Here is a 26,401-nt window from a genome sequence, read left to right on the forward strand (position 1 = left end):
GACGAGGGGTCATGCTTGCCCCATGGCCTCGATCCTGTTGACGGCGATGCCCTTCGCCGGGCACGCGCGGCCGGTCCGGGCGGTCGCTGCCGAGCTCGTCCGCCGCGGCCACGGCGTCCGCGTGTACACCGGCAGGTCGTACGTCGCGATGTTCGACGACGTCGGCGCGCGCGGCGTCCCCTGGGTCGCGGCTCCCGACTTCGACGAGCGCGACCTGGCCGCCACCTTCCCCCGCCTGCAGGACCGCAAGGGGTTCCGCCAGGTGCTCCTCAACCTCGAGGACCTCTTCCTCGGGACCGCGCCCGCGCAGGCCGAGGACCTCCTCGCGCTGCACGACGACGAACCCTGGGACCTGCTCGCGGGCGACCCCATGGCGCTCGGGACCCGGCTCGCGGCCGAACGGCTCCGGTCGCCGTGGGCGACGGTCTCGCCGATCGCGGTCTGGCTGCCCGGCAAGGGCATCCCGCCGACGGGCCTCGGGCTCGCCCCTGGCGTCGGCGTCGTCGGCAGGGCGCGCGACGCGGTGCTCGGCGCCGTCGCCGGGGCGGGCACCGCCGCGCTGACCCGGCGCTACCAGCGCACGCGGCGGTCGGCCGGGCTCGCGCCGGACACCGCGACCTTCGCGACGATGTGGTACTCGCCGTTCCTCGTCGTCGCGGCCGGTTCGCCGGGCCTCGACTACCCGCGCGACGACCTGCCACCGCACATCCGCTTCGTCGGTGACCTCACCGACGACGGGACGACGCCCGCGCCAGGCTCGCTCCCGCCGTGGTGGGACGACGTCGTCCGCGCCGGCGCGCCCGTCGTCCACGTCACGCAGGGCACCGCGAACGTCGACCCGCGCGACCTGATCCTGCCCACGCTCGAGGCGCTCGCCGACCAGGACGTGCTCGTCGTCGTCGGGCTGGGCCACCGGACCGAGCCACTGCCCGGTCCGCTGCCCGCGAACGCCCGCGTCGCACCCATGGTCCCCTACCCCGAGCTCCTGCCCCGGACCTCGGTGATGATCACGAACGGCGGGTACGGCGGCGTCCTCCAGGCGCTGCGGCACGACATCCCGCTCGTGGTCGCGGGCGGGGACCTCGACAAACCGGAGGTCGCGGCGCGCGTCGGTTGGCACGGCGCCGGCGTGAACCTGCGCACCGGGACCCCGCGGCCCGAGGCGGTCCGGAACGCCTACCGCGAGGTCGCCACCGACCCGGCCTACCGTGCCGCGGCCGCCCGCCTCGGGAGCGAGCTGCGGTCGCTGGGTGGCGCACGCGCCGCCGCGGACCTCCTGGAGGAACGCCTGGGGTAGCCGGACGTGAGGAAAGCGCGGCGACAGAGCTGTCGCACGGCGGTGCCGTGTGATGCGCCCGACGGGTGATCTCCTCCTCAGGGTGGACACGCCCGCGGAGCGGGCAGCGTACGCTGCGGGTGGGTCACCGGACGGCGGACAGGGGGAACTACCGCTCGACCGACGAGAGACCGGACCGCCGTCCGACCCGCACCAGCGCTCATGAACACACTCACCTGGACTGCCGAAGACGACGCGACCTGGCGCGCGCGCAGCGCGTCGCGCGAGTACGTGATCCGGCGCGACGACACCGACGGCTGGACGCTCGACGGGCCGGGGCGCACCTGGGTCGCGCTGCCGAACCTCGAGGTCGCCAAGGAGGTCGCCGCGCTCGCCGACGACGTCCACCACGACGACGACAGCATGACCAGCTACCGGGTGGTCACCGCCACCGGCGCACGCCGCGGGGAGCCGTTCGGCGCGGACAGCGACGAGGACGCGATCGACGTGCTCCGCGCGCGCCGCCGTGCCGGCAACCTCCCCCTCGCGCCGTTCCGGCTCGAGACGAGCGACGGGCGGCTGGTCGGGTCGTGGCAGAAGGCGACCGAGATCCCTGCCCGGCCGGCCACGTCGCACGACGGGACCGCCGGCCCCGTCTGAGCCGGCCCGGGCGAGCCCACGGTCCCGACGAGGCCGGGTCAGCGCCCCGAGCGCAGCGCCGCGACGTGCGCGGCGCGCTGGCGCCGGCTGCTGTCGACGTGCGCCTCCGCCAGGGCGGCGGCACGCTCGCCGTCCCGCGACGCGACCGCCTCGAACAGCTCCGCGTGCTCCTCGGTCACGTGCGCGAGGTCGTCGTGCTGCGACAGCGCCCAGCGCACGCGGCTGCGGATGCCCTGCATCATGTCCCGCAGGAGCTGGTTGTCGGCGAGGTCGGTCACGATCTCGTGGAAATCTGCCGCGGACCGGCGCGACCCGACGCTGTCGGCGGTGCGCGCCCCTTCCTGCTCGCTCGCGAGCGCGCTCCGCAGCCGGTCCAGCCCCTCCGGGCCGTGCCGCTGGGCCGCGAGGCGGAACGCGAGCGGCTCCAGCACCTCGCGGACCTCGTCGAGGTCGGCGAGGTCGGCGTCGGAGAACTCCCGCACCACGGCCCACGTGTGGGGCCGCAGCACGACGAGCCCCTCCCCCTCGAGCGCCTTGAGCGCGTCGCGCACGGGGATCCGGCTCACGCCGAAGTCGGCCGCGAGGTCCCGCTCGACCAGCCGGGAACCCGGGCGTCGCACGCCGTCGAGGATCTCGTCGCGCAGCGTCGCTGCGACCCGGGCGGACTCCAGCACTCGCTCCTCGGCTCCGGACACCGGTCGATTCTCCCACCGCGCCCGACGCGCGCACGCGGGTGCGGAGGGTGTGCGCCCCCGGGCGCGCGCTCGCTCCCCGTGCCGTGGAGAGCGCCCGGCATCCGTGCGAGGGTGGAGGGACACGCGTCGAACGAGGGAGTTCCGATGTCGAGCACCACCCGTCCCCCCGTCCTCCGCCGGGCGCACCGCGCCCGCCTCGCAGGGGCCGCGCTCGCCGTCGGGGTCGCCCTCGCGGCGCCGGCCGCGGCGGTCGTGCCCGCGGCACCGGAGCCCGCGGGGCCCGCGGCCACGACGGCCGTGGCCGCGGCGCCCGACGACGGGTACGACGTGATCTTCGACGGTACCGCCGAGTCGTTCGACGCCTGGGAGTACGCGGGCGACGGCGGGTTCGACCTGCTCGACGACGGCACGATCCGCTCCCGGGCGGGAGCGGGCGGCGGGTTCGGCACCCTCTGGTACCCGGTCCGGCAGTACGGCGACTTCTCGCTCGTCGTGCAGTTCCGCGACGACGCGCCCGAGGACGCGCGCGCCAACAGCGGCGTGCAGGTCCGGTTCCCCGACCTGTCCGGCCCCGTCGAGGGGTGCCCGACGACGTTCAACGGCAACGAGACGGGCAACCTCTCGTGGATCGCGGTCAACTGCGGGCACGAGATCCAGGTCAACGACTCCCCCGAGGGCGGGTCGAACGACCCCCGCAAGACCGGGTCGGTCTACGGGTTCGCCGACATCGGCCTCGACCGCGCGCGCCCCACCGCCAAGGGCACGTGGAACGAGCTGGAGGTGCGCGTCGTCGGGCAGCACTACACGGTGATCCGGGACGGGGTCGTCATCAACGAGTACGAGAACCTGCCCGGCGTCCCGTTCCCCGACCGCCCGCTCGACCCGGACTCGAGCAGCCGCGGCCTCGTCGGGTACGTCGGTCTCCAGGCGCACGGGTCCGCGCCCGACGTCGTGTCGTACCGCGACGTCCGGATCCGGGAGCTCCCGCCCGTCCACGTCGAGGTGGACGCGCGGTGCCTGGCGGGGACGGCGCACGTCGCCGTGCGCGCGCTGAACGTCGGCGAGGACGCCGTGGACGTCACGCTCGGCACCGCCGCGGGCGAGCGTTCGTTCGCCGACGTCCAGCCGGGCCGCAACGCGTACCAGTCGTTCAGCACGCGGGCCTCGTCGGTCGAGCCGGGCACGGCCACGCTGACGGTCGCGACCGACGACGGCCCGACCGTCGTCGAGACGCCGTACGCCGGGATCGACTGCGGCTGACCGGCCCGGGCAGGTGCGCCCGCCCCGGCGCGGCGGTCAGCCGGCGAGCTCCTGGAAGGTCCGGACGCCGCTGATCGCACCCAGGATGAACCCGAGGGCCGTGCACGCGATCGCGATCCCCAGCGCGATCTTCGCCGTCTTCTCGTTCCGGCGGACCGCGATCGCGGAGAAGACGATCGCGAGCACGCCGAAGACGATCGGCAGGAAGAACACCGCGATCGGGCTGAACACGTACGCGAGGATCGTGCGCCACGTCATCGGCTGCGGGCCGACGGGTGCGTACGCGCCGTAACCCAGCTGACCGCCGTAGCCCGGCTGACCGTAGGGCGCGCCGTACGGCTGCTGGCCCTGCGGCGGGTACGGCGCCCCGTAGGGCTGCTGGCCCTGCGGCGGGTACGGCGCCGCGGGAGGAGCCTGCGGCGCCATCTGCCCGTAGGCCGGCTGGTGCTGCTCGGGCTGCGCGGGCTGGCCGTAGGCGGGCTGGCCCTGGCCGTACGGCGCCTGCCCGCCGTAGGGCCCGGGCGCGGACGGCTGCCCGTAGGCGGGCTGGCCCTGCCCGTACGGCCCGGGGGCCTGCGGGGGCTGCTGGGCGTCGCCGCCCGGGTGCTGCTGGTACGGAGGCTGGCTCACGGCGTGTTCCTTCGTCGCGGGTGGCGCCGTCCCGACGGCGGCGTGGTCCGAAGGCTAGCGCCTCGAGCCCACGCGCGGGGCCACGCCCGGGGACGGCAAGATCTCGGGGTGCTACGACCCCGCGGGCACCGTGATCTCGACGAACCCCGCGTCACCCAGGTCGCGCGTCGCGACGACGACGCCGCGCTCCCGGTAGTCGCCGGCCCGCACGGTCGCGGGGACGTCGACGAGCGCACCGAGGTCGGACCCCACGCGCACCCGGACGCCCTGGCCAGGCTCGGCGACCCGGTAGCCGACCCGGCGCGTCCGCCCGGCGAGCTCGAGGTCGACGGCGAGCCCGTCCGCCGTCGCGGGCAGCACGGGGTCGACGACGAGGGTCCCCGGCTGCTCCGTGAGCCCGAGCACGCCCTGCACGAGCTGACGCAGGTAGATGCCCGGCCCGCTGGAGTACACGCGCCAGCCGCCGCGCACGCCCACGGTCCCGTCGCGCAGGCGGTCGAAGTCGCGCGCGAAGCTCTGGCGGTCCGGGAAGTCGGCGTCGCTCGACGAGAAGTACGCGTTGCGCTGGCGCGGCGCGGCGTGCGCGAGGCGGCGGCCCAGGTCGACGGGGCTGATGCGCAACAGCTCGTCGAGCGCGCGGCCGCGGCCGAGGGCCGCGAGGGCCTCGACGTAGCGGATGTGCGCGTGCACGTACATGAGACCGATCTCGCGGCCGACGTTCGCCGCCTGCTCGGCCCGCAGGAACGTGTGCGGGATCCCCTCGTCGAACGCGGCGGGGTGGTCCATGAGGCGCACGCCGTCGGGGAAGTGGAGGTGCTCGACCACGAGGCGCTCGTGCTGCTCCGCCTCCTCCGGCGTGAGGATGCCCGCGATGATCGACTGCGTCATGGGGATGAGGCGGTAGCGCATCCCGGACACGGTGTCGGACGGGTGGATGACGAGCTCGTCGCCGTCGGCGCCGTGGCGCACGTACCCCGCCATGACGCCGTGGACGAGCGCGCGCTCGCGCAGGTCGGCGCGCACCTCCGCGGCCAGGGCCCCGGCGCGCGCCGAGAGGGCGGCGTGGACGTCGCTGCCGGACGTGGTGCGGGCGAGCAGCTCGGCGGCCTGCACGAGCAGCGCGGACGTCCACGTGGACGCGAGGTCCGTGCGCATGCGCGGGTCGGCGGGCTGGAGCGTGTCGTCCCAGTCGCCCTCGCCGTACGCGGGCAGGGCGGTGCCGGGCAGGCGGTCGCGGTCGAGGTGGTCGAGCAGGCGCGCGACGTGGTCGCGCACGGTCGCCGCAGCGTCGGGCCCTGCCACGGCGGGGCGCCGGTGCGCGTGGTCCCAGAACGGGACCGGCTCGTCGAGCACCGCGAGGTCGCCGCTCGCGTCGAGGTACTGCGCGAGCGCGAACAGCGGCCACACCACGACGTCGCCGTGCGAGGAGTCGTTGTAGCGCTCGCCGTACGCGTCGAACATGAACCACTGCGGGAACTCGCCCCACGTGTGCTGGTGGGCGAGGACGCGCAGCACGATCGCCCGCGCGACGTCGTACCGTCCGCCCGCGAGCGCGAGCTCGAACGGCCCCTGGCACACGTCGCGCGTGCCCCACGCCGCGCCCGAGTACTGCTCGAGCCCGTGCGGCACGAGGAAGTGGATCAGGGCGTCGTGCGCGTACCAGGGCACGAGGAGGTCGAGCTCCTGCGTCTCGAGCGCCGCGTGCGGCGCGAACCGCAGGCCGCGCACGACCCCGCGGACGGTCGCGAGGTGGCCCGCGAGCGTCGCGTCGAGGTCGGCGAGCGGGTCGTGGGTCGACGCGGCGAGGGCGAGCGCGGCGTCGGCACCGTCCAGCGAACCGGTGATCGCGAGCCGGAGCGCGCCGGTGTCGCTCGCGCTCGTGAGGCGGTGCGCGGTCCCGGTGGAGGCGCGCGCGGAGCTCTCGGAGTCGAGCGCGACGGGCGCGCTCGACGCCACGACGTACCGCAGGTCGGGGTAGTGCGCGTCGACGTCGCCGCCCGGGACGGGGTGCACGACGACGGCCTCGCCGGCGTCCGACGTCGGGGCCACGTGCTCGACGACCCAGCCGCCGGCCTCGTCGTCGAGCTCGAGGGTCGCCGTGACGTGGAGGGGCCGCTCGCAGCGCACGTCCACGTCGATGCGGTTCTCGTGGTCGTGCGCGACGGTCCGCACGTCGACGCGGCCGAGCGGCGTCACGTAGACCCAGCGGACGCCGCCGACGTCGAGGACGAGCGCGGAGGGCAGCCCGAGCAGCCGGGGCCCGCGGCCGTCGTCGACGAGGACCCGCAGGCCGCTGCTGCGCAGCAGGTTGAGGTGGTGCCGGTGCACGGTCGCGAGGCGGTTCGCCGTCGTGTTGCCGAGCACGACGTGCGACGCGAAGACGCCCGGCGCGAACGCCGTCGTGGAGAGGACGTCGTCCGTCGGGAGCACGTCGTCGCCCGCCTTGAGCACGTGCCCGTGCGAGCGCTCGGTGACGGTGTCCTTGCGCGCGTCGACGACGTGCGTCCCCGCCGCGGTGAAGAACGAGAGGAGCGTGCCGTCGGCGTCGCGCTCGGGCAGGAGCACGTCGTCGGCGCCGAGCCCGACCGCCGCGAGCAGGTCGGCCTCGCCGAGCTCGTCGCCCGCGAGGAGCGGGGCGTCGCGCAGCACGGACGCACTCCGCGGCCGCGGGGTGGTCGAGCGCTCGTCGGCGGCGGCGTCGACCGCGGCTGCCGCCCAGCCGGCCACCTCGTCGAGGTGCGCGGCGAGCGGTCCGGGCGCGTCGGGGTCGACGACGGTGACCGCGTGCACGCGCGCCGTCCCGCCCGACAGGTCGAGGGGGCGGGACACGAGGGTGGGCATCGCGTACTCGTACTGGAGCACCGCGGAGTCGACGGTCCCGAGCAGGCCGTGCGGGACGCCGTCGCGCCGCGACCGGGCAGTGAAGACCTGCAGCGAGTCCGTGAGGTGCGCGACGGCGCCCTCGACGAGGAACGCGACGGCGAGCGGGAGGCGCGGCTGGGCGGACATGGTCTGCCGGCTGACGAGCACGGTGCTCGCGTCGGGGTGCTCCATCGCGCGGTGCAGCAGGTACTGGCACACGTACGGCTCGCTCGACAGCGCCGCCGCGGGCGGCGCGAGCGCGAGATCCTGCGCGTGCACGACGTCGTAGCGCGCGTCCGCCGGCGTGCTCGCGCCCGCCGTGAGGTCGACGCGCCAGACGAGCGTGCGCCCGTCGAGCGTCAGCGCGACGCGCGTGGCGAGCCCGAGCGCCTCGCCCGACCACACGACGCGGTCGGTGCCGACCTCGACCGACGTCACCGCGGGCGCCGAGCCGGTGAGCCGCGCGACCTCGACCGTGCCGTCCGCGCGGGTCGCGCGCAGCAGGACGCCACCGGGCATACGGTCGTGCTCGCCCGGCAGGTACTGGTTGACGAGCAGGCCGCCCGTGCTGACGGCGCGCACGTCGCCGCCGCCGGTGAGCTCGACGGTCAGGTCGCCCGAGGCGAGCGTCGCGCCCTCGAGGGTGGTCGTGCCTGCGGGGCTGGCGGTGAGGGTCACGCGGTCTCCTGCTCGGTGGTGCGGGGCGCGGGCGCTGCGGGGGCCGAGCCCTCGGGGCGCAGCAGCGCGAGGAACTGGTCGAAGAGGGCGACCATGTCGACGTTGTCAGGGTCCAGCAGCCACTGGAGCTGGAGGCCGTCCATGACGGCGGAGAAGAGCTGGCCGATCGCCTGCGGGTCGACCTCGGGGCGCAGCTCGCCGCGCGCGACGGCGTCCTGGAAGCGCGTGTCGTCCTGGTGGCGCAGGGCGCGGTAACGGTCGCGCACGACGTCGTGGGCCGGGTGGGCACCGTCCGTCGCCTCGGCGGCGACCACCACGTGGAGCGAGACGAGACCGGGCGTCTCGGCGTTGCGCCGGACCTGGTCGCGGATGGTCGTGAGGAGGTCCGCGCCCGCGGCCTCGTCCTCGGTGCGCCGCACGAGGTCGCGCCGGTCGCGCTCCTCGAGCGTCGCGGTCAGGAGGCCCGCCTTGCTGCCGAAGTGGTGCAGGAGCCCGGCCTCGGAGATGCCGACGCGCGCCGCGATCTCGCGCAGCGAGCTGCCGCGGAAGCCCTGCTCGCCGAACACCTCGACGGCCGTGCGCAGGATCTCGCGACGGCGCTGCTCGCCCCGGACGATGCGTCGGTCGGGCAGCCCCGCCGCCGTCGTGCCGCGCGTCGCGGTCGTCGTCGTCGCTCGGCTCGCCACGCCCCCTGCCGTCCCCGTCGTGGCGCCGCCACCTGCGGAGTCGCTCTCGTTCATCACCGTCTCCTTCGCCAGTCCCTCGGCGCCAACGGTACGGCCTGGACGCCCCGGTTGAAAATACTAACCGAGCGCACGCTAAGGTAGTTTCCACAGCGGCTCACACCAGACGAGCCGACTGCTCGATGAGGAGGATTGCTCATGAAGCTCGGACGCAAGGCGGTCGCCATCGGCGTCGTCGGACTCCTGGCCCTGACCGCGTGCGGTCGCGCGGACGACGACTCGACGGGTGGCGAGAGCGCCGCCGGGTCCACCACGACGGTCGACGACTCGCCCGCGGAGGGCGACATCACGATCTGGGCGATGGGTGAGGAGGGCGAGAAGCTGCCCGACTTCGTCCAGGGCTTCACGGAGGAGAACCCCGACGCGAACGTCGAGGTCACCACGATCCCGTGGGCCGACGTCATGACGAAGTTCCAGACCGCCGTCGCCGCGGGCACCGTGCCCGACGCGATCATGATCGGCTCGTCCTTCATGCCGACGATGGTCGCCACCGGCGGCCTCGCGCCCGTCCCGGACGGCCTCGTCGACAGCGCGGACTTCGTCGAGGGCGCCGCGGCCTCGACCGTCGCGGACGGCGTCGACTACGGCGTGCCGTGGTACGTCGAGACCCGCGTCCTGTACTACCGCTCCGACCTGGCCAAGGCGGCCGGGGTCGAGGCGCCCACGTCGTGGGAGGAGCTCACGTCGTTCGCCGAGGCGATGAAGGCCAACGGCTCGACCTACGGCCTCCAGCTCCCGATGGGCGACGCCGAGGACTCCACGCAGGTCATCCTGCCGTTCTACTCGCAGGCCGGCGGCTCGGTCCTCAACGAGGCGGGCGACGCGTTCGACCTCGACAACCAGGCGATGGTCGACGCGCTCGACTACTACGCGTCCTTCTTCACCGAGGGCCTGTCGCCGCTGTCCGGCTACGGCGACTCGCAGAACAGCGCGTTCGTCGACGGCTCCGACCCGGCCTTCATCTCCGGCCCGTGGATGGTCAACGTGCTCGCCGACCTCCAGGGCGAGGACTGGGTCGAGCAGAACGTCGCCACCGTCCCGGTGCCCGCGGGCTCCGCGAACAACGACTCCTACATCGGCGGCGCCCACCTCGGCGTGTTCGCCGAGGCCAAGAACGCCGACGGCGCCTGGAAGCTCGTGCGCTGGCTCGCCCAGCCCGAGACGCAGCAGGCCTGGTTCGACGCCACGAGCGACCTGCCCGCCCTCACCACCGCGTGGGACTACGAGCCGCTGACGTCCAACCCGCGCACCCAGGTGCTCCAGGAGCAGCTCGAGAACACGATCGCCCCGCCGACCGTGCCGAGCTGGGACGAGCTCTCCGCGACGATCGAGACCGAGGCCGAGAAGGTCGCGAACGGTCAGGTCACGTCCGAGGACGCCGCCAAGGCGATCCAGGCCAAGGCCGACACGCTCGGGCTCGGCTGGTAACAGGGCCCGTCAGTCATGACCACCACCACCGAGGGACGGCGCCGGCGTACGGCCGGCGCCGTCCACCGGCGACGGCAAGCGCTCGTCGCCTGGCTGTTCGCTCTCCCGTTCGTCGCGGTCTTCGCGGTCTTCATGCTGGGGCCGCTGCTCGCGTCGTTCGGGATGTCGTTCTCGGACCTCACGATCCGTGACATCAAGACGCCGTTCGCGGTGAACTTCGTCGGGCTCGAGAACTTCACCGGCGTCTTCCAGGACGAGCTGTTCCGCAAGGCGCTGCTCAACACCTTCTACTTCGTCCTCGTCGGCATCCCGCTGACGATGGTGCTCGGGCTCGCACTGGCCGTCGCGCTCAACTCGGGCATCGAGAAGTTCCGCAGCGTCTTCCGCGTCGGCTTCTACACGCCCGTCGTGACGTCGATCGTCGCCGTGGCGGTCGTCTGGCGGTTCATCCTTCAGGACTCCGGCCTCGTCAACACCGTGCTCGGCTGGGTCGGCATCGACGGCCCGGACTGGCTCAACGACAGCGCGACGGCGATGCCGTCGATCATCGTCATGGCGGCCTGGCGCAACATGGGCACGCTCATGATCATCTTCCTGGCCGGCCTCCAGGCGATCCCGCGCGACGTCTACGAGGCCGCCGAGGTCGACGGCGCCGGCTCGTGGCGGCGCTTCCGCTCCATCACGGTCCCGCTCATGCGCCCGACGCTGCTGCTCGGCGCGGTGCTGCTGTCGGTCGGCTTCCTCCAGGTGTTCGAGGAGCCGTTCGTCATGACCAAGGGCGGCCCGGTCAACTCGACGCTGACCATCAGCTACTACGTCTACAACCAGTTCGGGTACGGCAACTACGCGTTCGCCTCCGCAGCCGCGTACGTGCTCTTCGCGCTGATCGCCGCGCTGGCCGCCGTCCAGTTCCGCCTGCTGCGGTCGAAGGAGGATTGACATGACCGTCACGTCCTCGCGGACCACCCCCGCGACGTCGACCCCGGAGGGCGCGCCCCGCCGTCGGGCGCGGCGCCCGATCCGCTGGTCGCGCGGCGCCACGTACACCGCGCTCGTCGTCGGGCTGCTCCTGACCCTCATGCCGTTCATCTGGATGGCCCTCGGCAGCTTCAAGACACAGGGCGAGCTCCTCCAGCGACCCATCACGTGGTGGCCGCAGAACCCCACGCTCGACAACTACGAGCGGTGGCTCTCCCAGCTCAACTACGGGCAGTACTTCACCAACTCGATCGTCGTCGCCGTCGTCGTGGTGCTCGGCAACATCATCTTCTGCTCGATGGTCGGCTACGCCCTCGCGAAGATGCAGTTCCCCGGCAAGAAGGTGCTGTTCGCGCTCGTCATGCTCACGCTCATGGTCCCGGGCGTCGTCACGCTCGTGCCGATGTTCGTGCTCGTGTCCAACATGGGGCTCGTCAACACCTACCCGGCGCTCATCCTGCCGTTCCTCGCCGGTCCGCTCGGCGTGTTCCTCATGCGGCAGTTCATGCTCGGCATCCCGGACGCGCTCATCGAGGCCGCCCGGATCGACGGCGCGGGCGAGTTCCGGGTCTTCTTCCGGATCGTGCTGCCCCAGTGCGGGCCGCCGCTCGCGACGCTGAGCATCCTCACGTTCCTCGGGTCGTGGAACAACTTCCTCTGGCCCCTGGTCGTCGCGCAGACCGAGAACATGTACACCCTCCCGGTCGCGCTCTCGCTGTACTCGGTCGGCTCGAACGGCACCTACTACGGCCTGCTCATGGCCGGGTCCGTGCTCGTCGTGACGCCGATCCTCATCCTGTTCCTGTTCCTGCAGCGCTACTTCGTGCAGGGCATCGCCATGACCGGCATCAAGTGACCGGCGACCGACGAGGAGAGCCTGTGTCGATCACCTTCCCCGAGTCCTTCCTCTGGGGCGCCTCGACGGCGGCCCACCAGATCGAGGGCAACAACGTCAACAGCGACTGGTGGGCGCGCGAGGTCGACCCGGCCTCGACCCTCGCCGAGCCGTCGGGCGACGCCGCCGACTCCTACCACCGGTACGCCGAGGACATCCGGCTGCTGGCCGAGTCCGGGCTCACCGCATACCGGTTCTCGATCGAGTGGGCGCGCATCGAGCCCGCCGAGGGCCGCTTCTCGCGCGCCGAGGTCGACCACTACCGCCGCATGATCGACTGCTGCCTCGAGCACGGGGTCACGCCGCTCGTCACGCTGCACCACTTCACGTCGCCGCGCTGGTTCGCGGAGGACGGCGGCTGGACCGACCCGCGGTCCGTCGAGCGGTTCGCGCGGTACGTCGAGCACGTGCTGCCGCTGCTCGACCGCGCGTCGCACGTGTTCACCATCAACGAGCCGAACATCCTCGCGATGATGATCACGGCCGCCAAGGGCACCGAGCAGCTCCAGGCCGGCACGATGCACGCGCCCGACCCGGTCGCGACCGAGCACCTCATCGCCGCGCACCGCCGGGCCGTGGAGCTCGTGCGGACCGTCGGGGTGCCCGTCGGATGGCCGGTCGCGCCCCAGCAGTTCTTCGCCGACCCGGGCGCCGAGGAGGTCCTGCGCGAGTACGCCTACCCGCGCGAGACGGTCTTCCTGGAAGCTGCGAAGGGCGACGACTTCATCGCCGTCCAGGCCTACACGCGCACGCGCATCACGGTGGACGGCCCGCTGCCCGCCCCGGAGGACTCCGAGAAGACGCTCACCGGGTGGGAGTACTACCCGGCCGCCATCGCCGAGGCCGCGCGCCTCGGGCACGAGATCACCGGCCTACCGGTCCTCGTCTCCGAGAACGGCATCGCGACGGCGGACGACGCACGCCGCATCGACTACACGCGCGACGCCCTGCGCGCACTGCACGCCGAGATGGAGGCGGGCCTCCCGCTGTTCGGCTACCTGCACTGGTCGCTGCTCGACAACTACGAGTGGGGCTCGTTCGCCCCGACGTTCGGGCTCGTCGGGTGGGACCCGGAGACGTTCGAGCGCACGCCCAAGCCCAGCCTCGGCTGGCTCGGCGGCGTCGCGCGCGGCACCGTCTCGCTCGACGACTGACCGCACGCACGACGGCCCGGTCCGGACCTCGCGGTCCCGGGCCGGGCCGTCGTCGTCCCCGGGGCTCGTCCCCGCACTGGTTCCGGGGCGTCACGACGATCCGAGCGTCGAGAGCCTCGGCCGGACCTCGGCCGGGCCACAGCACGGAAGGAGGGATCCGATGGCAGCGTCGCCGCCCGGACGGTCGTCGGTCCCGCTGGCCCGCATCGCGGCCGACGCCGGGGTCTCCGTCCCGACGGTGTCGAAGGTGCTCAACGCGCGGCCCGACGTCGCGGCGACGACGCGCGAGCGCGTCGCGGCCGTCCTGCGCCGGCACGGCTACGAGATCCGGCCCCGCACGGCGAAGCGGACCGGCCTCGTCGACGTCCGCATCGTCGACCTCGAGGGGCCGTGGTCCGAGGCAGTCGTGCGCGGCGCGGTCGCCGAGGCACGGCGTCGAGGGCTCGACGTCGTGCTGTCGGTGGAGCTGGACCCCGACGACTGCGGCGCGTGGGTCCGGCACGCGCTCGCCCGCGGCACGGACGGGCTCGTGAGCGTGGTCGCCGTGCCCGACGCCGAGGCGCGTGCCACGCTGGCCGAGGCGGGCGTGCCGCTCGTCGTCGTCGACCCGCGCCGGCTCCCGCCCGAGGACGTCCTCAGCGTCGGAGCCGCGAACTATCAGGGCGCGCTCGAGGCGACGGCGCACCTGCTCGCCCAGGGGCACCGGCGCGTCGCGACGATCACCGGCGTCCCCGAGCAGGACAACGCGATCGCGCGGCTCGCCGGCTATCGCGCCGCGATGATCCGCGCGGGCGTCCCCGTCGACGACGACCTGGTCTGCCTGAGCACGTACGGCGTGCCCGCGGGCTACGAAGGGGTCCAGCGGCTCCTCGCCCTCGACGAGCCGCCGACCGCGATCTTCGCGTGCAGCGACGACACGGCCCTCGGCGCGCTGCGGGCGCTGCGCGAGGCCGGGCTGTCGGTGCCGCGCGACGTCTCGCTCGTCGGGTTCGACGACCTGCCCGTCGCGGCGTGGACCGACCCGCCGCTCACCACGGTCCGCCAGCCGCTCGTCGAGATGGGCGCCTCGGCCGTCGAGCTCGTGCACCGCGCCCGCACCGCGAGCGGGCACACGCTGCGCACCGAGCTCGCGACGAGCCTCGTCGTCCGCGAGTCCACGGCTCCCCCGCGCTCGTAAGGGGACCTGACGCGTCCCTGAGCATCCGAGCACCTGAGCCGCTCAGGGCACGGCGGACGGGAGGGGCACGGTCCGCGCCCCTCCCGTCATCGTGTGCCGGTCAGCCGGTCAGCCGCAGGAGATCCCCGGGTAGCGGTAGGACAGCTCCTGGGTCGTCGACCCGTCCGCGGACGTGACCGTCACCGTCGCGGTGCCGGACGGGATCTCCGCCGTGCGCGCCGCGAACGACTGGTAGGTGCTGCGGTGCGGGACGACGTCGCCGAACGACCGCGTCCCGTAGGGCGTGGCGAGCGTGACGTCCGCGCGACCGTCCCCCGTGCTCGTCGCCCGGACCGCGACGGCCGCGCGGTGCCCCACGCAGCGCGCCTGGACCTGGACGTCGGCCCCCACGCCGGGCGTGAGGTCGGCCGTGGCCGAGAACGTCTCCGCCTCCATGAGCGGCCGCAGGCGCTGCTCGAGCTCGTCGTCGACGAAGTAGTCCTTGAGGCGCGAGTCGTCGAGGACGTTGCCGATCGCGGCGACGATCATCGCCTGGTCGAGCGACAGGTAGCGCTCGGCGACCGTGCCCGACCGCACGGCGACGGAGTCGTAGAAACCGCCCGGCCCGTAGGCGCCGAGGTCGTCGGCGAGGTGGGCCAGGTTGTCGAGCACGCCGTCCGTGTCGTACGCGAGGCCGAGGAACGACGCGTGCGGCGTCACGACGCCGTCGCCGAACTCCGGCGCGGGGTTGGTCGTCTCGCGGCAGCCCTCGAACCCGAGGTCGACGTCGGTCTCGCCGTCGGACAGGTAGCCGTCCGAGCGCAGCCCGATCGCGTCGACGCCGTACTCCGCGTACCCGCCGAAGGGGTTGCTCGCGGGCGAGAAGCCCCAGGCCCCGTACCCGGCCTCGTCGAGCCCGTGCTCCTTGTGCGCGCGGACGACGAGCGGGTGGTTGACGCCCCACGACGTCGGGCCCCACTCCGCCTCGGGCACCAGCATGTCCGGCATGAGCGCCTCGAACATCGAGCCGCCCCAGCCCGGCACGACCGCGAGGTCGCGGTACCGGTACGCGCCCTCGAAGACGGGCACGCCCAGGTACTCGCGCGTCTCGCCGATCGGCTTCTGCTCCTGCCAGGACCAGTCGCACGTGTCCGGGAAGGTCCGGTAGCTCGCGTAGTACGCCTCCGGGGGCACCTCGCCCTCCGCGATGCCGAGGTAGGTCGCGATGCGCGTCTCCGAGATCGTCGTGTCGTAGTGGTGGCACGTGTAGAACACGTCCGTCCCCGTGCCGAGGTAGTCGCCGGCAACCGAGCAACCGGGCGGCTCCTCGTCCCAGAACCCGCCGCGCAGCAGCCCGACGCCCAGGTCGGGGCGCGCCTCCGGGTTGTAGAAGGCACCGAAGTGCATGTCGTCGTAGATCGCGCGCGCCTCCTCGGCGAGGCTCGGCTCCGCCTCCACGACGACACGCAGGCCCGCGGCCAGCCAGCCGTTGTCCACCGAGCTGAGGAACTGGTGGACCGTGTTCCCGTCGTCCGGCCACGTCTCGACCCGGTCGCCCGTCGCCGGGTCGTACCAGTTGTAGAACATCCCGCTCGCCTCGTGCCGGTCGAGCGACGCGACGGTGTCGAGCGTCGTCGCGAGACGGTCGTGCGCCTCGGCGTCGTCCACCAGGCCGAGGTCGCGCGCGACGACCGTGGACCAGAGCCAGCCACCGATGTTCGTCGGCGACGTGTACGCGCTGCTCGACGCGGGGTCCAGGTCGCCCTCGATGTTGTCCGCCGGCAGGCCGGTCTCCTCGTCCGTCATGGCGACCAGCGAGGTGTACGTGTCCTCGAGGTAGGTCTCCAGCGTCGCGCGCTGCGCGCCGGTCAGACCGGACGGCCCGACGCCGGGCTCCGCCTTCGCGGGGACGCTCGCCGCCGGGACGCTCTCCGCCGCAGCGGGGGCGGCGAGACCGGCCGCGAGGGCCAGCCCGCCGACGAGCCCGCCCGCGACGAGCGCGGCTCCCCGGCGGCGGGGTGGATCGCTCCGGTGGGGCGTGGTCGATGCATCCATCAGGCACTCCTTCGTGTCGTGACCCCCGAAATTTCGGGCGCACTTTCCGAATGGGGGCGCAGAGAGTAGCCCGGGTGCCGGAGCAGGTCAACGGGTCACGGCACGGGCGTCGAGGCTCGCGGACCGTGGGACGACGCGCCGGGACGACGCGCGGTGGGGCGCGCGACGTCGTCGTGCCGAGGCGGTCAAAGACGCTCGGGCGCGGCGATCCCGAGGAGGCCGAGGCCCGTGGCCAGGGTGCGGCTCGTGAGCGCGCACAGCGCGAGACGGTTGCCTCGCGCGGCGCCCTCGGCCTTGAGTACGGGACAGAGGTCGTAGAACCGCGTGAACGCGGTGGCGACGTCGTAGAGGTACCCGCAGAGCCGGTGCGGCTCCAGGGTCGCCGCGACGTCGCGCAGGGTCGCCTCGAACGCGTCGAGCGTCAGGACCAGGTCCTTCTCGGCGGGGTGAGCGGGCGCGGCGTCGTCGACGCCCTGCGCCTTCTCCCCCGCCCTGCGCAGGATGGACCGCACGCGCGCGTGCGCGTACTGGAGGTACACACCCGTGTTCCCCGACGAGGCGACCATCTGGTCGACGTCGAAGACGTAGTCCCGGGTCCGCGTGGTGGAGAGGTCGGCGTACTTGACCGCTGCCGTCGCGGCCGCGTGCACGACGGCGTCCCGCTCGGCCGGGGTGAAGTCGTCGCCCTTCTCCCGCAGCACGGCGCGGGCGGCCGCCTCCGCGTCGTCGAGCAGGTCGGTGAGGCGGACGGTCGCGCCGGAGCGGGTCTTGAACGGCTTCCCGTCCGCGCCGAGGACGGTGCCGAACGGGACGTGCTCCGCGGATACCGTGTCGGGGAGCCAGCCGGCACGCCGGGCGGTGTCGAACACCATCCGGAAGTGCAGCGCCTGGCGCGCGTCCACGACGTAGAGGATGCGGTCGGCCCGGTAGTGCTCGACGCGCAGGCGCAGCGTCGCGAGGTCTGTCGCGGCGTAGCCGTAGCCGCCGTCCTTCTTGCGCACGATGAGCGGTACCGGCTCGCCGTCCGGGTTGTCGACGCCGTCGGTGAACGTCACCACGGCGCCCTCGGACTCGACGGCGATGCCCGCGGCGAGCAGCTCGGCCACGATCCCGGGGAGCGCGACGTTGTAGCGGGACTCGCCGTCGAGGTCCCCGGCGTCCAGCAGGAGGCCCAGGCGGGCGTAGACCCGCGCGAACGCCTCCTCCGACTCCTGGACCAGCGCGCGCCAGACAGCCAGCGTGGGCTCGTCGCCCGACTGGAGCGCGACGACGCGGGCGCGCGACCGGTCGGCGAAGCCGGGGTCCGCCTCGAACGCCGCGCGGGCCGCCCGGTACAGGGCGTCGAGCGCCGACATCGTCGCGGCTCCTTGGCCCTGCCACGCCGCCTCGGGATGCTCGTCGAGGTACTGGATGAGCATCCCGAACTGCGTGCCCCAGTCGCCGACGTGGTTCTGCCGCACCACCTCGGCTCCCAGGTGGCCCAGCACCCGCACGAGCGCGTCGCCGATGACCGACGACCGCAGGTGACCGACGTGCATCTCCTTGGCGACGTTCGGCCCCGAGTAGTCCACGACCACCCGCTCGTCGCTCCGGGACTTCCCGACGCCGAGCCGCGGGTCCGCGAGGCGCTGGGCCACCGCGGCCCACACCGCGCCGTCCGGCACCGTGACGTTGACGAAACCCGGCCCCGACACCTCGACAGGAAACGCGTCGGCCTGCCGACTGATCTGGCGGACGACCTCCATGGCGACATCGCGCGGCGGGCGACCCAGCCTCGACGCGACGGCGAGCGCACCGTCCGCCTGGAAGTCCGCCCGCGCGGACCGGCGGACCACCGGGTCCACGCCGGCCAGCTCGACCGGGAGCACCTCAGCCAGGGCGGCACGAACCGCCGCCTCCACCTGTACGGAATCGCGACGACGTCGGCCATGAGCCCCTCACCCCCCAGAACGTGTCTTTGAGCGCCTCAGCCTACGAAGCCGCACCAACGCTTTTGTCTGGGACGGCTGGGTGGACGAAAGACCGGGGCCTCATCGCTCCACCGGCTCGCGCTCACGGGGCACCCGGCGTCACGAATCGAACTGCTCAGACGCGCATACTTGCACCGCCTGGATGCAGGCGGCTCCGAGCCGTATCGCAGCGCCCGCATCAGGCGTGCGAGACTGCGCGACACCTCCGGCGTTCAGCCGTTCTGCCATCATCACGAGATGGAGCGCCCCTGCCGCCGATGCCACCGGTCAGTCACCGTCGGCGCAGCCGACTACGACACGTTCGAGCAGATGCACTACATCTGCTTCCACTACGAGTTCGAGCACCGCGACGTCGACGTCGACGAGAGTTGCGGGCTCGCTGGATGCCCATCGACCGCGCGCGGGTCGGGGAAGCACGCCGTGATTGCGACGGCAAGAACCCTCGCCGTCGCGGCAGCTGCTGGTGAGCCGTGGGCCAACCCCACGCTGCACCAGTACCTCGAAGCTCTCGCGGGCTGGCTCGACGACTCCGACGGGTACTACTTCAACGTCAGGGGGCGCCGGGTTCCACCCCAGGACGGCTGGGAGGTCTTCAACGACGCGCTCCAGGCGGCGACGAACTACGAGTGACACCGCTGCCCCACACCTGGCGGCCACCAAGGGGCCACTACTGCGTCAGGTGGTCACCAACGAGCACGGGAGCGCTTTGCAACAAAGGCCGCTTGCAAACTGGGTTGCACGTCCACAACTGTTGACGTGCAGCGCAGATCGCGCGGACCCGCCGCTGTACCGTGCACGACCTCGGGCGTGTCGGTCGGGTCGCGCAGGGTTGGTTGCACTCAGCGGTCCACGGCAGCGGAAGAGGGCGTGTCTCGTGGCCGCGTGAGCCATAGGGTGATAGCTCGTCAGACAGCGTCGGCGCGGGTAGGCGGTGGCCTGTAGCGTCGCCGAGATGGAACGCTCCGAGATCTTCGACATCGCCCACCTGCGCCATCCGATCGGGGCGCCGGTGGCACCCGAGCGGCTACGCGAACTGGTCGGCTGGCTGAGCCCGAGCGACGGCGCCCGCGCCGTCGACCTCGGGTGCGGCGAGGGCGAGTGGCTGCAGGAGCTGCTGCTCGCCCATCCCGGAATCACCGGCGTGGGGATCGACCACATGCTCCCGGCCTCTGCCGCCCGGCGTGCCGAGGAGCGGAAGCTGAGCGACCGGGTGCGCTGGATCGAGACGGATGCTGCCACCTGGGACGACGGGGTCTTCGACGTGGTGGTGTGCATCGGTGCAAGCCACGCCTTCGGCAGGCTGGAGGACATGCTGGCCGCTGTCCGGCGGCGCCTGCGCCCCGGTGGCCAAGCGCTGATCGGTGACAGCATCTGGGAGGGCGCCCCGTCGGCTTCTGCGCTGGCAGCGCTCGAGGTTTCCGTCGACGCCTATCCCGACCTCGTCGGCTTCGTGCGGGCCGTCCGCGAGCACGGGTTCGAACCGTCGTACGGGCACGTCAGCACGTTGGCCGAGTGGGACGACTACCAGTTCAGCTGGACCGGGTCGCTCGTCGACTGGGCCGTGCGGGAGGCCCCGACGACCGAGGATCGCGATCAGGCACTTGCCGCTGCACGTGGGAATCGCGACGCCTGGCTGAGCGGCGCACGACGCGAACTAGGGTTTGCCACCTTCGTCCTGCACGACATCGCCGTCAGCACGCGTGACTGACCGGCATGCACGTCGCTGTCACGTGATGACTGCCGCCGTACTGCCGGACGCCGCCGCACACGTCGCTGCACGTCGACACGCAGACAACCACTACATCTGCATGTCTGCGAACCGTTGGTAGTGGCCCTGGAACGCGACGGTGATCGTGTCAGTGGGGCCGTTACGGTGCTTGGCCACGATCAGGTCGGCCTCGCCCGCGCGGGGTGACTCCTTTTCATAGGCGTCCTCGCGGTGGAGCAGGATCACCACGTCAGCGTCCTGCTCGATACTGTTGTGTGCGGCAATGCCATTGGCGACGAAGTTGTGCCCGTCGAGGACGGTGGCGTCGTAGACCTGCTTCTCCCCCATCGGTTCGATCGAGACGACCTCGTCCCACAGGAGGTCGTTGACCGCCATGATCTCGAGCTCCTCGCTCTCGAGCACGGCCGCGATCTTGCCGAGGCGATGCCTCGATGGAGAGTTCTTCCACAGCGCGCTGCCGCAGAACTCGGTGCCGATCGCTGCCGCGAACTCGCGGTGCGTCATGCCGCGCTCGACGAGGATCTCGCGGACGTCGTCCCAGACCCGACGCGGAACGGTGTCGACGTTCGTGTTGGCGCGCGTCTCGCGGATGATCGTCAGCAGCTTCTCGGCGATATCGCCTCGGTCACCGTGCACGCCGATCTCCTGGAGGAAGCGGCGCTGGTCGTCCACCCCGCTCACGTCCAGGGTGTACCCGGGACGGTACGACCCCTTGGGCGTGGCCGTCCGCACCCGCGTCGAGATGCCGAAGCGCAGCAGGAGACGGGACAGCCCATCGACCAGCTGACGGGACGTCGAGGCGTAGTAGATCCGCCCGCTGCGCCCGTTCTTGTTGATCGTGACCGAGCCGTCCGTGGCCCAGATGTGCTTGATGAAGAGCGCGATCTGGCGCTTCGGCAGGTGGAAGACGCTCGTGGGGATGAACTTCTCGTGGCTGCGTGCGCCGAACAGCCCCATGTCGTCGAGCCACTCGGCGATCGGGTTCCGGCGACCCCGGGCGAGCCGGTAGGGCGCGGGGAGGCGCAGGGACGTGACTCGGGCCGCGGCGTAGTCGTCGCGGATCGGGGTGATGCCGAAGGCGCCCGCCGCCTCGGAGACGGCGGCGAGGTTCCGCTCGTCGATCGAGGCGTAGCGGATCGGCTGTCGCTTCACGAACGACCCGTCGCCCAGGAGGTGCGCCAGCATCACGACCTTGCGGTCGTCCCACTCGAGGTTCCGTTCCGGGCCGGGGACGTGGCGCGGCACGCCGATGCGCGAGCCGACCTCGAGGTCGCCGAGCGCGGTCCAGCCGTCGTAGGTGAGGAACGGGTGGTTCGCCGTCGCCTCGATCTCCTTGCCCGACGCAAGGCGCATGCGAAACACGGGCTTCACGCCCGTGGGGAACACGTGCGTCAGATGGCGGCGCACGTATTGGAGTCGGTCGTTGAGCGCCCATACCGGGACGTCCTTGGCGTTGAGCGCGAACAGCTCGCCCAAGCTGGTCTCTGCGCCAGTGTCGGCGCGCAGGATCTTCGTGTCCTCGGTGAGGCAACCCGACTCACGCAGGTCGCTCATCTGCGGCTTCTTGTCGCCGCGCTGCTCCGGACCGCGGTTCAGCTGCGAGATCGCGATGACCGGAACCTCGAGCTCCTTTGCGAGGAGCTTCAGCGCACGCGAGAACTCCGAGACCTCCTGCTGGCGCGACTCGACGCGCTTGCCGGAACTCATGAGCTGGAGGTAGTCGATCACGACGAGCTTGAGGTCGTGCCGCTGCTTGAGGCGGCGGCACTTCGCCCGGATCTCCATGAGCGACATGTTGGGCGAGTCGTCGATGAACAGCGGCGCCTCAGCGACCTTGCCCATCGTCGACGCGAGCTTCTGCCAGTCCTGCTCGTCCATCTTCCCGGACCGCATCCGCGTCAGCGGCACCCGTGCCTCGGCGGCGAGCAGACGCATCGTGATCTCGTTGCGGCTCATCTCCAGGGAGAAGATGACGGACGACATCTGGTGGTGCACCGCGGCGTGCGTCGCGACGTTGATGCCGAGAACCGAGTTGTGCGTGGGCACCATCGATCGTCCTGCCAGGTACAGGTGCGAGGGATGGTCGACCTCGACGCAGCGCACCGGCACCGACTCGACCCGGCGGACGTCGACGACGAACCGTGACGTGAGCCGCGCGGTGCCCGGACGGCGACGCTCCTTGTGGACGAGGCGCTTGCGCTCCAGCCAGAACACATCGTCCTCGGTCGTGAAGGTGATCGTGTACGCCGTCGACGACGCCTCGGTCCGCCCCTTCACCGTCTTCGTGGACCATCCCGTGCGGTACCCGAGCGACAGTACGAGCTCACGCGTCTCGCGCGCGAGGCGCTCGTTCGTCAGGCTGATCTGGACGCTGCCCTGCGGCATGACGGTGCCGTCGGTGTCGAGCAGACCCGCCAGAAGGTCTCGACGCTGGGACTCGCTCGCGCGCAGGTAGGAGGTGGGGATGTGCTTGTTCGACAGCACACCGAGCGTCCGGAGCCGACCTCCCATGGTGCCTTTCGCGGTGTGGCACTCCTGGCACCGGCGGAAGCCCCAGCCGGGCTTGCCGCAGTCGGGGCACGTCGGTGGCGCCGGCCGCTCCATGCCGCGCGAACGCGCTGCGCACACCTTTCCGCACGCCAAGAGCGTCGCCCTCTTGGGCGCGAACTCGGTGCCGCAGACGATGCACGCTCGAACCAGGGCCTCGGCCTCGGGGAGAAGCATGTTGTACGCCCGCGCACGACCCTTCGCGCTCCCCTTCGGCTGTGCGACGTACCCGAGGCCTTCGATCCGCATGGCGATCTCAGGGTCGGCCGAGGTGAACTCGGCGCGTCGGGAACTGCCGTCGCCCAGCCAGACGCCGAGCGCGTAGGGATGGATCGGGAGGTCGGCCTCGGGAAGGTCGAGGGGTGCCGTGGTGGCGATCGAGTGGTTCGCGCGTCGCTCAGCCGTCGCGGTCCGGACCGTGGCGGCGAGCTCCTCAGTCGTGCGCACGGACGACTCGGGTGTCTCACCCGCACGCACCGCGCGTCGCTGGGCGCGGGTCGAGGTCACCCACTGGTGCTGCGCGTCCGCGACGATCACCGTGCCGTCGTCGAGCTCGACCTCGTAGCACGGGCGGTCGACCATGACCTCGGTCGCCGCGACGACCCGCGTGGGCGTCCCGTCTGCGGAGACGAGCAGGTCGCCGACCGCGACGTCGCCCATCGTCGTCCAGCCCGACGGCGTGGCGAGCGGCGTGTCGAGCGCGAGGGCCTTGCCGATGGCCGGTCGCGCCGCGACGACGATCATCTGGCCGGGGTGCAGGCCGTTGGTGAGCCGGTCGAAGTCGGAGTAGCCGGTCGGGACGCCGGTCATACCCTCGCCGCGGCCCTGGGCCGCCTCGATCTCGTCGAACGTCGGGCCGAGGATCTCCGAGAGCGGGAGGTAGTCCTCGGTCGTGCGCCGCTCGGTGACGGCGTAGACCTCGGCCTGGGCGTTGTTGACGATCTCGTCGACGTCGCCGCCGTCGGTCGCGTAGCCGAGCTGCACGATGCGCGTGCCGGCCTCGACGAGGCGCCGGAGCACGGCGCGCTCGCGCACGATGCGCGCGTAGTACCCGGCGTTCGCGGCGGTCGGCACGCCGGCCATGAGGTCGTGGATGTACGGGGCGCCGCCGATGCGCTGGAGCTCGCCGCGCTTGGTCAGCTCCGCGACGACGGTGATGGCGTCGGCGGGCTCGCCGCGGCCGTAGAGGTCGATGATCGACTCGTAGACGACCTCGTGCGCGGGGCGGTAGAAGTCGGAGCCACGGATCTGCTCGATGACGTCGGCGATGGCGTCCTTGGACAGCAGCATGCCGCCGAGCACGCTCATCTCCGCCGCGACGTCCTGGGGTGGCGTCCGGTCGAAACCTGACGGCCCCGGTCCCCCGTAGCTCTCCTCGAGCTCCTCGATCGACATGCGCCCCTCGCTCCCCCGAGCCCGTCACGACCCACCGAGGGACCGCGCGACCGGGACAAACTTACGTCGTACACGTGTTCTACAGCGGGCCACCCACACGACTGTCCCGGTGGCCGCGCCTCCCGCCTCCGACAGGCACGACCCCGCGACACTAGATCGCTGTTCCACGCCCCGCAAACGGCCCTGTGCACGCCCGGTGGACAGGGACCCCCGAACCTGTGGACACACTCCCCCACACTGTGCACACCCGGTGGAAAACGGTGTGGACAACCTCACGATCTCCCTGTGTACATCAGCGTGAGCGGCCCCTGACCTGCCTCGTCACTACCCTCAGGGGTGTGGAAGAAAGAAAGTCCGACGACACGCCGACGACACGCCGGACACCGCCCGGCCACCCCGGCGACACCCGGACGCCACCCGACCCCGCGCCGTCGTCCACAGGTCGCCGCACCCGCTCCGTGCTCGACCGCGAGATCCTCGCGCTCGCCGTCCCGGCCCTCGGCGCGCTCGTCGCGGAGCCGCTCTTCGTCCTCGTGGACAGCGCGGTCGTCGGTCATCTCGGCACCGCCCAGCTCGCCGGGCTCTCCCTCGCCTCGACGCTCCTGGTCACGCTCGTCGGGCTGTGCGTCTTCCTCGCCTACGCGACCACGGCCGCCGTCGCCCGCCGCATCGGTGCCGGGCACACGCGCGAGGCGCTCCAGTCGGGGGTCGACGGCCTGTGGCTCGCCGTCGGGCTCGGCGTCCTGCTCGCCGCCGCGCTGTGGGCGACCGCGCCCTGGGCCGTCGGCGCGACGGGCGGGACCGGCGAGGTCGCCGAGCACGCGGTCGTCTACCTCCGCTGGTCCGCCCTCGGCCTCCCCGGGATGCTCCTCGTCCTCGCCTCCACGGGCGTCCTGCGCGGCATGCAGGACACGAGGACGCCCCTGTGGGTCGCGGCGGGCGGTGCGACGTTCAACGCGGTCCTCAACGTCGTCCTCGTCTACGGCGCAGGCCTCGGGATCGCCGGCTCGGGCATCGGGACGGCCGTCGCCCAGCTCACCATGGGCGCGGTGCTCGTCGTCGTGGTCGTGCGCGGCGCGCGCCGCCACGGCGCGTCCCTGCGCCCCGCCGCGGGCGGCATCTGGTCGAACGCGCGCGCCGGCGCCCCGCTCTTCGTCCGCACCCTCTCTCTGCGCCTCGCGATCCTGCTCACCGTCTTCGTCGCGACCGGGCTCGGCGAGGTCACGCTCGCGGGCTACCAGGTCGTGAACTCCGTCTGGGGGCTCGCCGCCTTCGCCCTCGACGCGCTCGCCATCGCCGCACAGGCACTCGTCGGCCACGGGCTCGGGGCCGACGACGTCCCGCGCGTCCGCGCCGTCCTGCGGCGCACGCTCCAATGGGGCGTCGCAGCGGGCGCGGCGATCGGGCTCGTCATGGCCGCGGGCGGCTGGTGGTTCGCGCTGCTCTTCACGTCCGACCCCGACGTCCGCACCGCCGTGGCGGTCGGCATGGCGGTGTGCGGTCTCCTGATGCCCATGGCGGGGTGGGTGTTCGTCCTCGACGGCGTCCTCATCGGCGCCGGCGACGGTCGCTTCCTCGCCTGGGCGGGCATGCTCACGCTCGTGGTCTACGTGCCGTTCGCCCTCGCCGTCCGGCAGTGGGCGCCCGACGGCGCAGCGGGCCTCGCGTGGCTGTGGCTCGCCTTCGCGGGGGTCTTCATGGCGGCCCGCGCCGTCACCACCGGCCTGCGCGCCCGCGGCAGCGCCTGGATGGTCACCGGCACCACGTGAACAGCACGAGGGCCCGGCCCCTCCGTGGAGGGACCGGGCCTTCGAGGACTGCTCAGCAGCAGATCAGGCAGCGACGACCTTCACCGCGAGGGTCGCGGAGACCTCCGGGTGGAGGCGGACGGAGACCGTGTAGTCCCCCGTCGCCTTGATCGGCTGGCCGATCTCGATCTTGCGCTTGTCGACCGACGCGCCCGCGGCCGTCACGGCGGACGCGATGTCCGCCGTCGTCACGGCACCAAAGAGGCGACCGGCAGCGCCGGCCTTCGCCTCGACGACGACCGGCTTCGACTGCAGCGAGTCGCGGATCGCCTTCGCGTCGTCGAGCGACGCGATCTCGCGGGCCTTGCGCGCCTTGCGGATCGCAGTCACCTGCGACTCGGCGCCCTTGGACCACGGCGTGGCGAGCTTGCGCGGGACGAGGAAGTTACGGGCGTACCCGTCCTTCACCTCGACGACGTCGCCGGGCTCACCGAGACCGGTGACCTCGTGGGTCAGGATCAGCTTGGCCATGAGTTCTCTCC

At 72.6% G+C, this 26,401-nt stretch carries 19 protein-coding genes; 11 read left to right on the forward strand and 8 right to left on the reverse strand.

Annotation, left to right across the window (positions count from 1 at the left end; translation table 11 throughout):
• The first annotated feature begins 22 nt into the window (after nucleotides 1–22).
• Nucleotides 23–1,297, forward strand: a complete 1,275-nt coding sequence (locus tag A0J59_RS01280) for a glycosyltransferase (protein WP_053370389.1) — start codon at nucleotides 23–25, stop codon at nucleotides 1,295–1,297.
• Between the two features lie 201 nt (nucleotides 1,298–1,498).
• The gene (locus A0J59_RS01285; RefSeq protein ID WP_047230924.1) at nucleotides 1,499–1,936 is read left to right on the forward strand and encodes a hypothetical protein; all 438 of its coding nucleotides are present in this window, start codon (nucleotides 1,499–1,501) and stop codon (nucleotides 1,934–1,936) included.
• A 38-nt stretch (nucleotides 1,937–1,974) separates the two neighbouring features.
• Here the strand turns inward: A0J59_RS01285 and A0J59_RS01290 are convergent, their stop codons facing one another.
• A complete protein-coding gene (locus tag A0J59_RS01290; protein WP_064314979.1) occupies nucleotides 1,975–2,631 on the reverse strand; it encodes a GntR family transcriptional regulator in 657 nt (218 codons plus the stop codon).
• A 144-nt stretch (nucleotides 2,632–2,775) separates the two neighbouring features.
• Here A0J59_RS01290 and A0J59_RS22180 point away from each other — a divergent pair, with 144 nt between their 5' ends.
• Nucleotides 2,776–3,891: a DUF1080 domain-containing protein gene (locus tag A0J59_RS22180; protein WP_255364862.1), complete on the forward strand. Its 1,116-nt coding sequence runs from the start codon at nucleotides 2,776–2,778 to the stop codon at nucleotides 3,889–3,891.
• A gap of 36 nt (nucleotides 3,892–3,927) precedes the next feature.
• On the opposite strand, the gene A0J59_RS01300 is transcribed toward A0J59_RS22180, so the two are convergent.
• The 3 genes from A0J59_RS01300 to A0J59_RS01310 all read right to left on the reverse strand — a co-directional run bounded on the left by A0J59_RS01300 (nucleotide 3,928) and on the right by A0J59_RS01310 (nucleotide 8,801).
• Nucleotides 3,928–4,521: a hypothetical protein gene (locus A0J59_RS01300; RefSeq protein ID WP_064314980.1), complete on the reverse strand. Its 594-nt coding sequence runs from the start codon at nucleotides 4,519–4,521 to the stop codon at nucleotides 3,928–3,930.
• Nucleotides 4,522–4,632: 111 nt separating this feature from the next.
• Complete coding sequence (locus A0J59_RS01305; protein WP_064314981.1) at nucleotides 4,633–8,061, reverse strand: GH36-type glycosyl hydrolase domain-containing protein; 3,429 nt, start codon at nucleotides 8,059–8,061, stop codon at nucleotides 4,633–4,635.
• Nucleotides 8,058–8,801, reverse strand: coding sequence for a TetR/AcrR family transcriptional regulator (locus A0J59_RS01310; protein WP_082918636.1), 744 nt, complete (start codon nucleotides 8,799–8,801; stop codon nucleotides 8,058–8,060). The genes A0J59_RS01305 and A0J59_RS01310 overlap by 4 nt, the downstream gene beginning before the upstream one ends.
• 141 nt (nucleotides 8,802–8,942) lie before the next feature.
• On the opposite strand from A0J59_RS01310, the gene A0J59_RS01315 reads away from it, so the two are divergent.
• The 5 genes from A0J59_RS01315 (at nucleotide 8,943) to A0J59_RS01335 (ending at nucleotide 14,436) form a co-directional block, all read left to right on the forward strand.
• Nucleotides 8,943–10,232, forward strand: coding sequence for an extracellular solute-binding protein (locus tag A0J59_RS01315; protein ID WP_047230921.1), 1,290 nt, complete (start codon nucleotides 8,943–8,945; stop codon nucleotides 10,230–10,232).
• Nucleotides 10,233–10,247: 15 nt separating this feature from the next.
• The gene (locus tag A0J59_RS01320; RefSeq protein ID WP_047230920.1) at nucleotides 10,248–11,171 is read left to right on the forward strand and encodes a carbohydrate ABC transporter permease; all 924 of its coding nucleotides are present in this window, start codon (nucleotides 10,248–10,250) and stop codon (nucleotides 11,169–11,171) included.
• 1 nt (nucleotide 11,172) lies between these two features.
• On the forward strand, nucleotides 11,173–12,066 hold the full coding sequence (locus tag A0J59_RS01325; protein WP_053370384.1) for a carbohydrate ABC transporter permease: 894 nt from the start codon (nucleotides 11,173–11,175) through the stop codon (nucleotides 12,064–12,066).
• A gap of 23 nt (nucleotides 12,067–12,089) precedes the next feature.
• Nucleotides 12,090–13,259 carry a glycoside hydrolase family 1 protein gene (locus tag A0J59_RS01330; RefSeq protein WP_064314982.1) on the forward strand — a complete coding sequence of 390 codons (1,170 nt, stop codon included), beginning with the start codon at nucleotides 12,090–12,092 and terminating at the stop codon, nucleotides 13,257–13,259.
• A 160-nt stretch (nucleotides 13,260–13,419) separates the two neighbouring features.
• Nucleotides 13,420–14,436, forward strand: coding sequence for a LacI family DNA-binding transcriptional regulator (locus A0J59_RS01335; protein WP_064314983.1), 1,017 nt, complete (start codon nucleotides 13,420–13,422; stop codon nucleotides 14,434–14,436).
• 108 nt (nucleotides 14,437–14,544) lie between these two features.
• On the opposite strand, the gene A0J59_RS01340 is transcribed toward A0J59_RS01335, so the two are convergent.
• Nucleotides 14,545–16,470, reverse strand: coding sequence for a glucoamylase family protein (locus A0J59_RS01340; RefSeq protein ID WP_064314984.1), 1,926 nt, complete (start codon nucleotides 16,468–16,470; stop codon nucleotides 14,545–14,547).
• A gap of 185 nt (nucleotides 16,471–16,655) precedes the next feature.
• Nucleotides 16,656–18,314, reverse strand: a complete 1,659-nt coding sequence (gene argS / locus A0J59_RS01345; protein ID WP_369799736.1) for an arginine--tRNA ligase — start codon at nucleotides 18,312–18,314, stop codon at nucleotides 16,656–16,658.
• Between the two features lie 363 nt (nucleotides 18,315–18,677).
• Between argS and A0J59_RS01350 the strand changes: the two genes are divergently transcribed.
• The gene (locus A0J59_RS01350; protein ID WP_064314986.1) at nucleotides 18,678–19,070 is read left to right on the forward strand and encodes a hypothetical protein; all 393 of its coding nucleotides are present in this window, start codon (nucleotides 18,678–18,680) and stop codon (nucleotides 19,068–19,070) included.
• A gap of 322 nt (nucleotides 19,071–19,392) precedes the next feature.
• Nucleotides 19,393–20,148, forward strand: coding sequence for a cyclopropane-fatty-acyl-phospholipid synthase family protein (locus A0J59_RS01355; protein WP_064315003.1), 756 nt, complete (start codon nucleotides 19,393–19,395; stop codon nucleotides 20,146–20,148).
• A gap of 90 nt (nucleotides 20,149–20,238) precedes the next feature.
• Here A0J59_RS01355 and A0J59_RS01360 read toward each other — a convergent pair whose 3' ends face one another.
• Complete coding sequence (locus A0J59_RS01360; protein ID WP_064314987.1) at nucleotides 20,239–24,111, reverse strand: replicative DNA helicase; 3,873 nt, start codon at nucleotides 24,109–24,111, stop codon at nucleotides 20,239–20,241.
• A gap of 458 nt (nucleotides 24,112–24,569) precedes the next feature.
• Between A0J59_RS01360 and A0J59_RS01365 the strand changes: the two genes are divergently transcribed.
• A complete protein-coding gene (locus tag A0J59_RS01365) occupies nucleotides 24,570–25,880 on the forward strand; it encodes an MATE family efflux transporter (protein ID WP_064314988.1) in 1,311 nt (436 codons plus the stop codon).
• Between the two features lie 63 nt (nucleotides 25,881–25,943).
• Here the strand turns inward: A0J59_RS01365 and rplI are convergent, their stop codons facing one another.
• Nucleotides 25,944–26,390 (reverse strand): 50S ribosomal protein L9, encoded by a 447-nt coding sequence (gene rplI / locus A0J59_RS01370; RefSeq protein WP_047230914.1) that lies wholly within the window; start codon nucleotides 26,388–26,390, stop codon nucleotides 25,944–25,946.
• Between the last annotated feature and the right edge of the window lie 11 nt (nucleotides 26,391–26,401).

Source organism: Cellulosimicrobium sp. I38E (assembly GCF_001647255.1).
In the GTDB taxonomy this organism is placed as follows: domain Bacteria; phylum Actinomycetota; class Actinomycetes; order Actinomycetales; family Cellulomonadaceae; genus Cellulosimicrobium; species Cellulosimicrobium cellulans_E.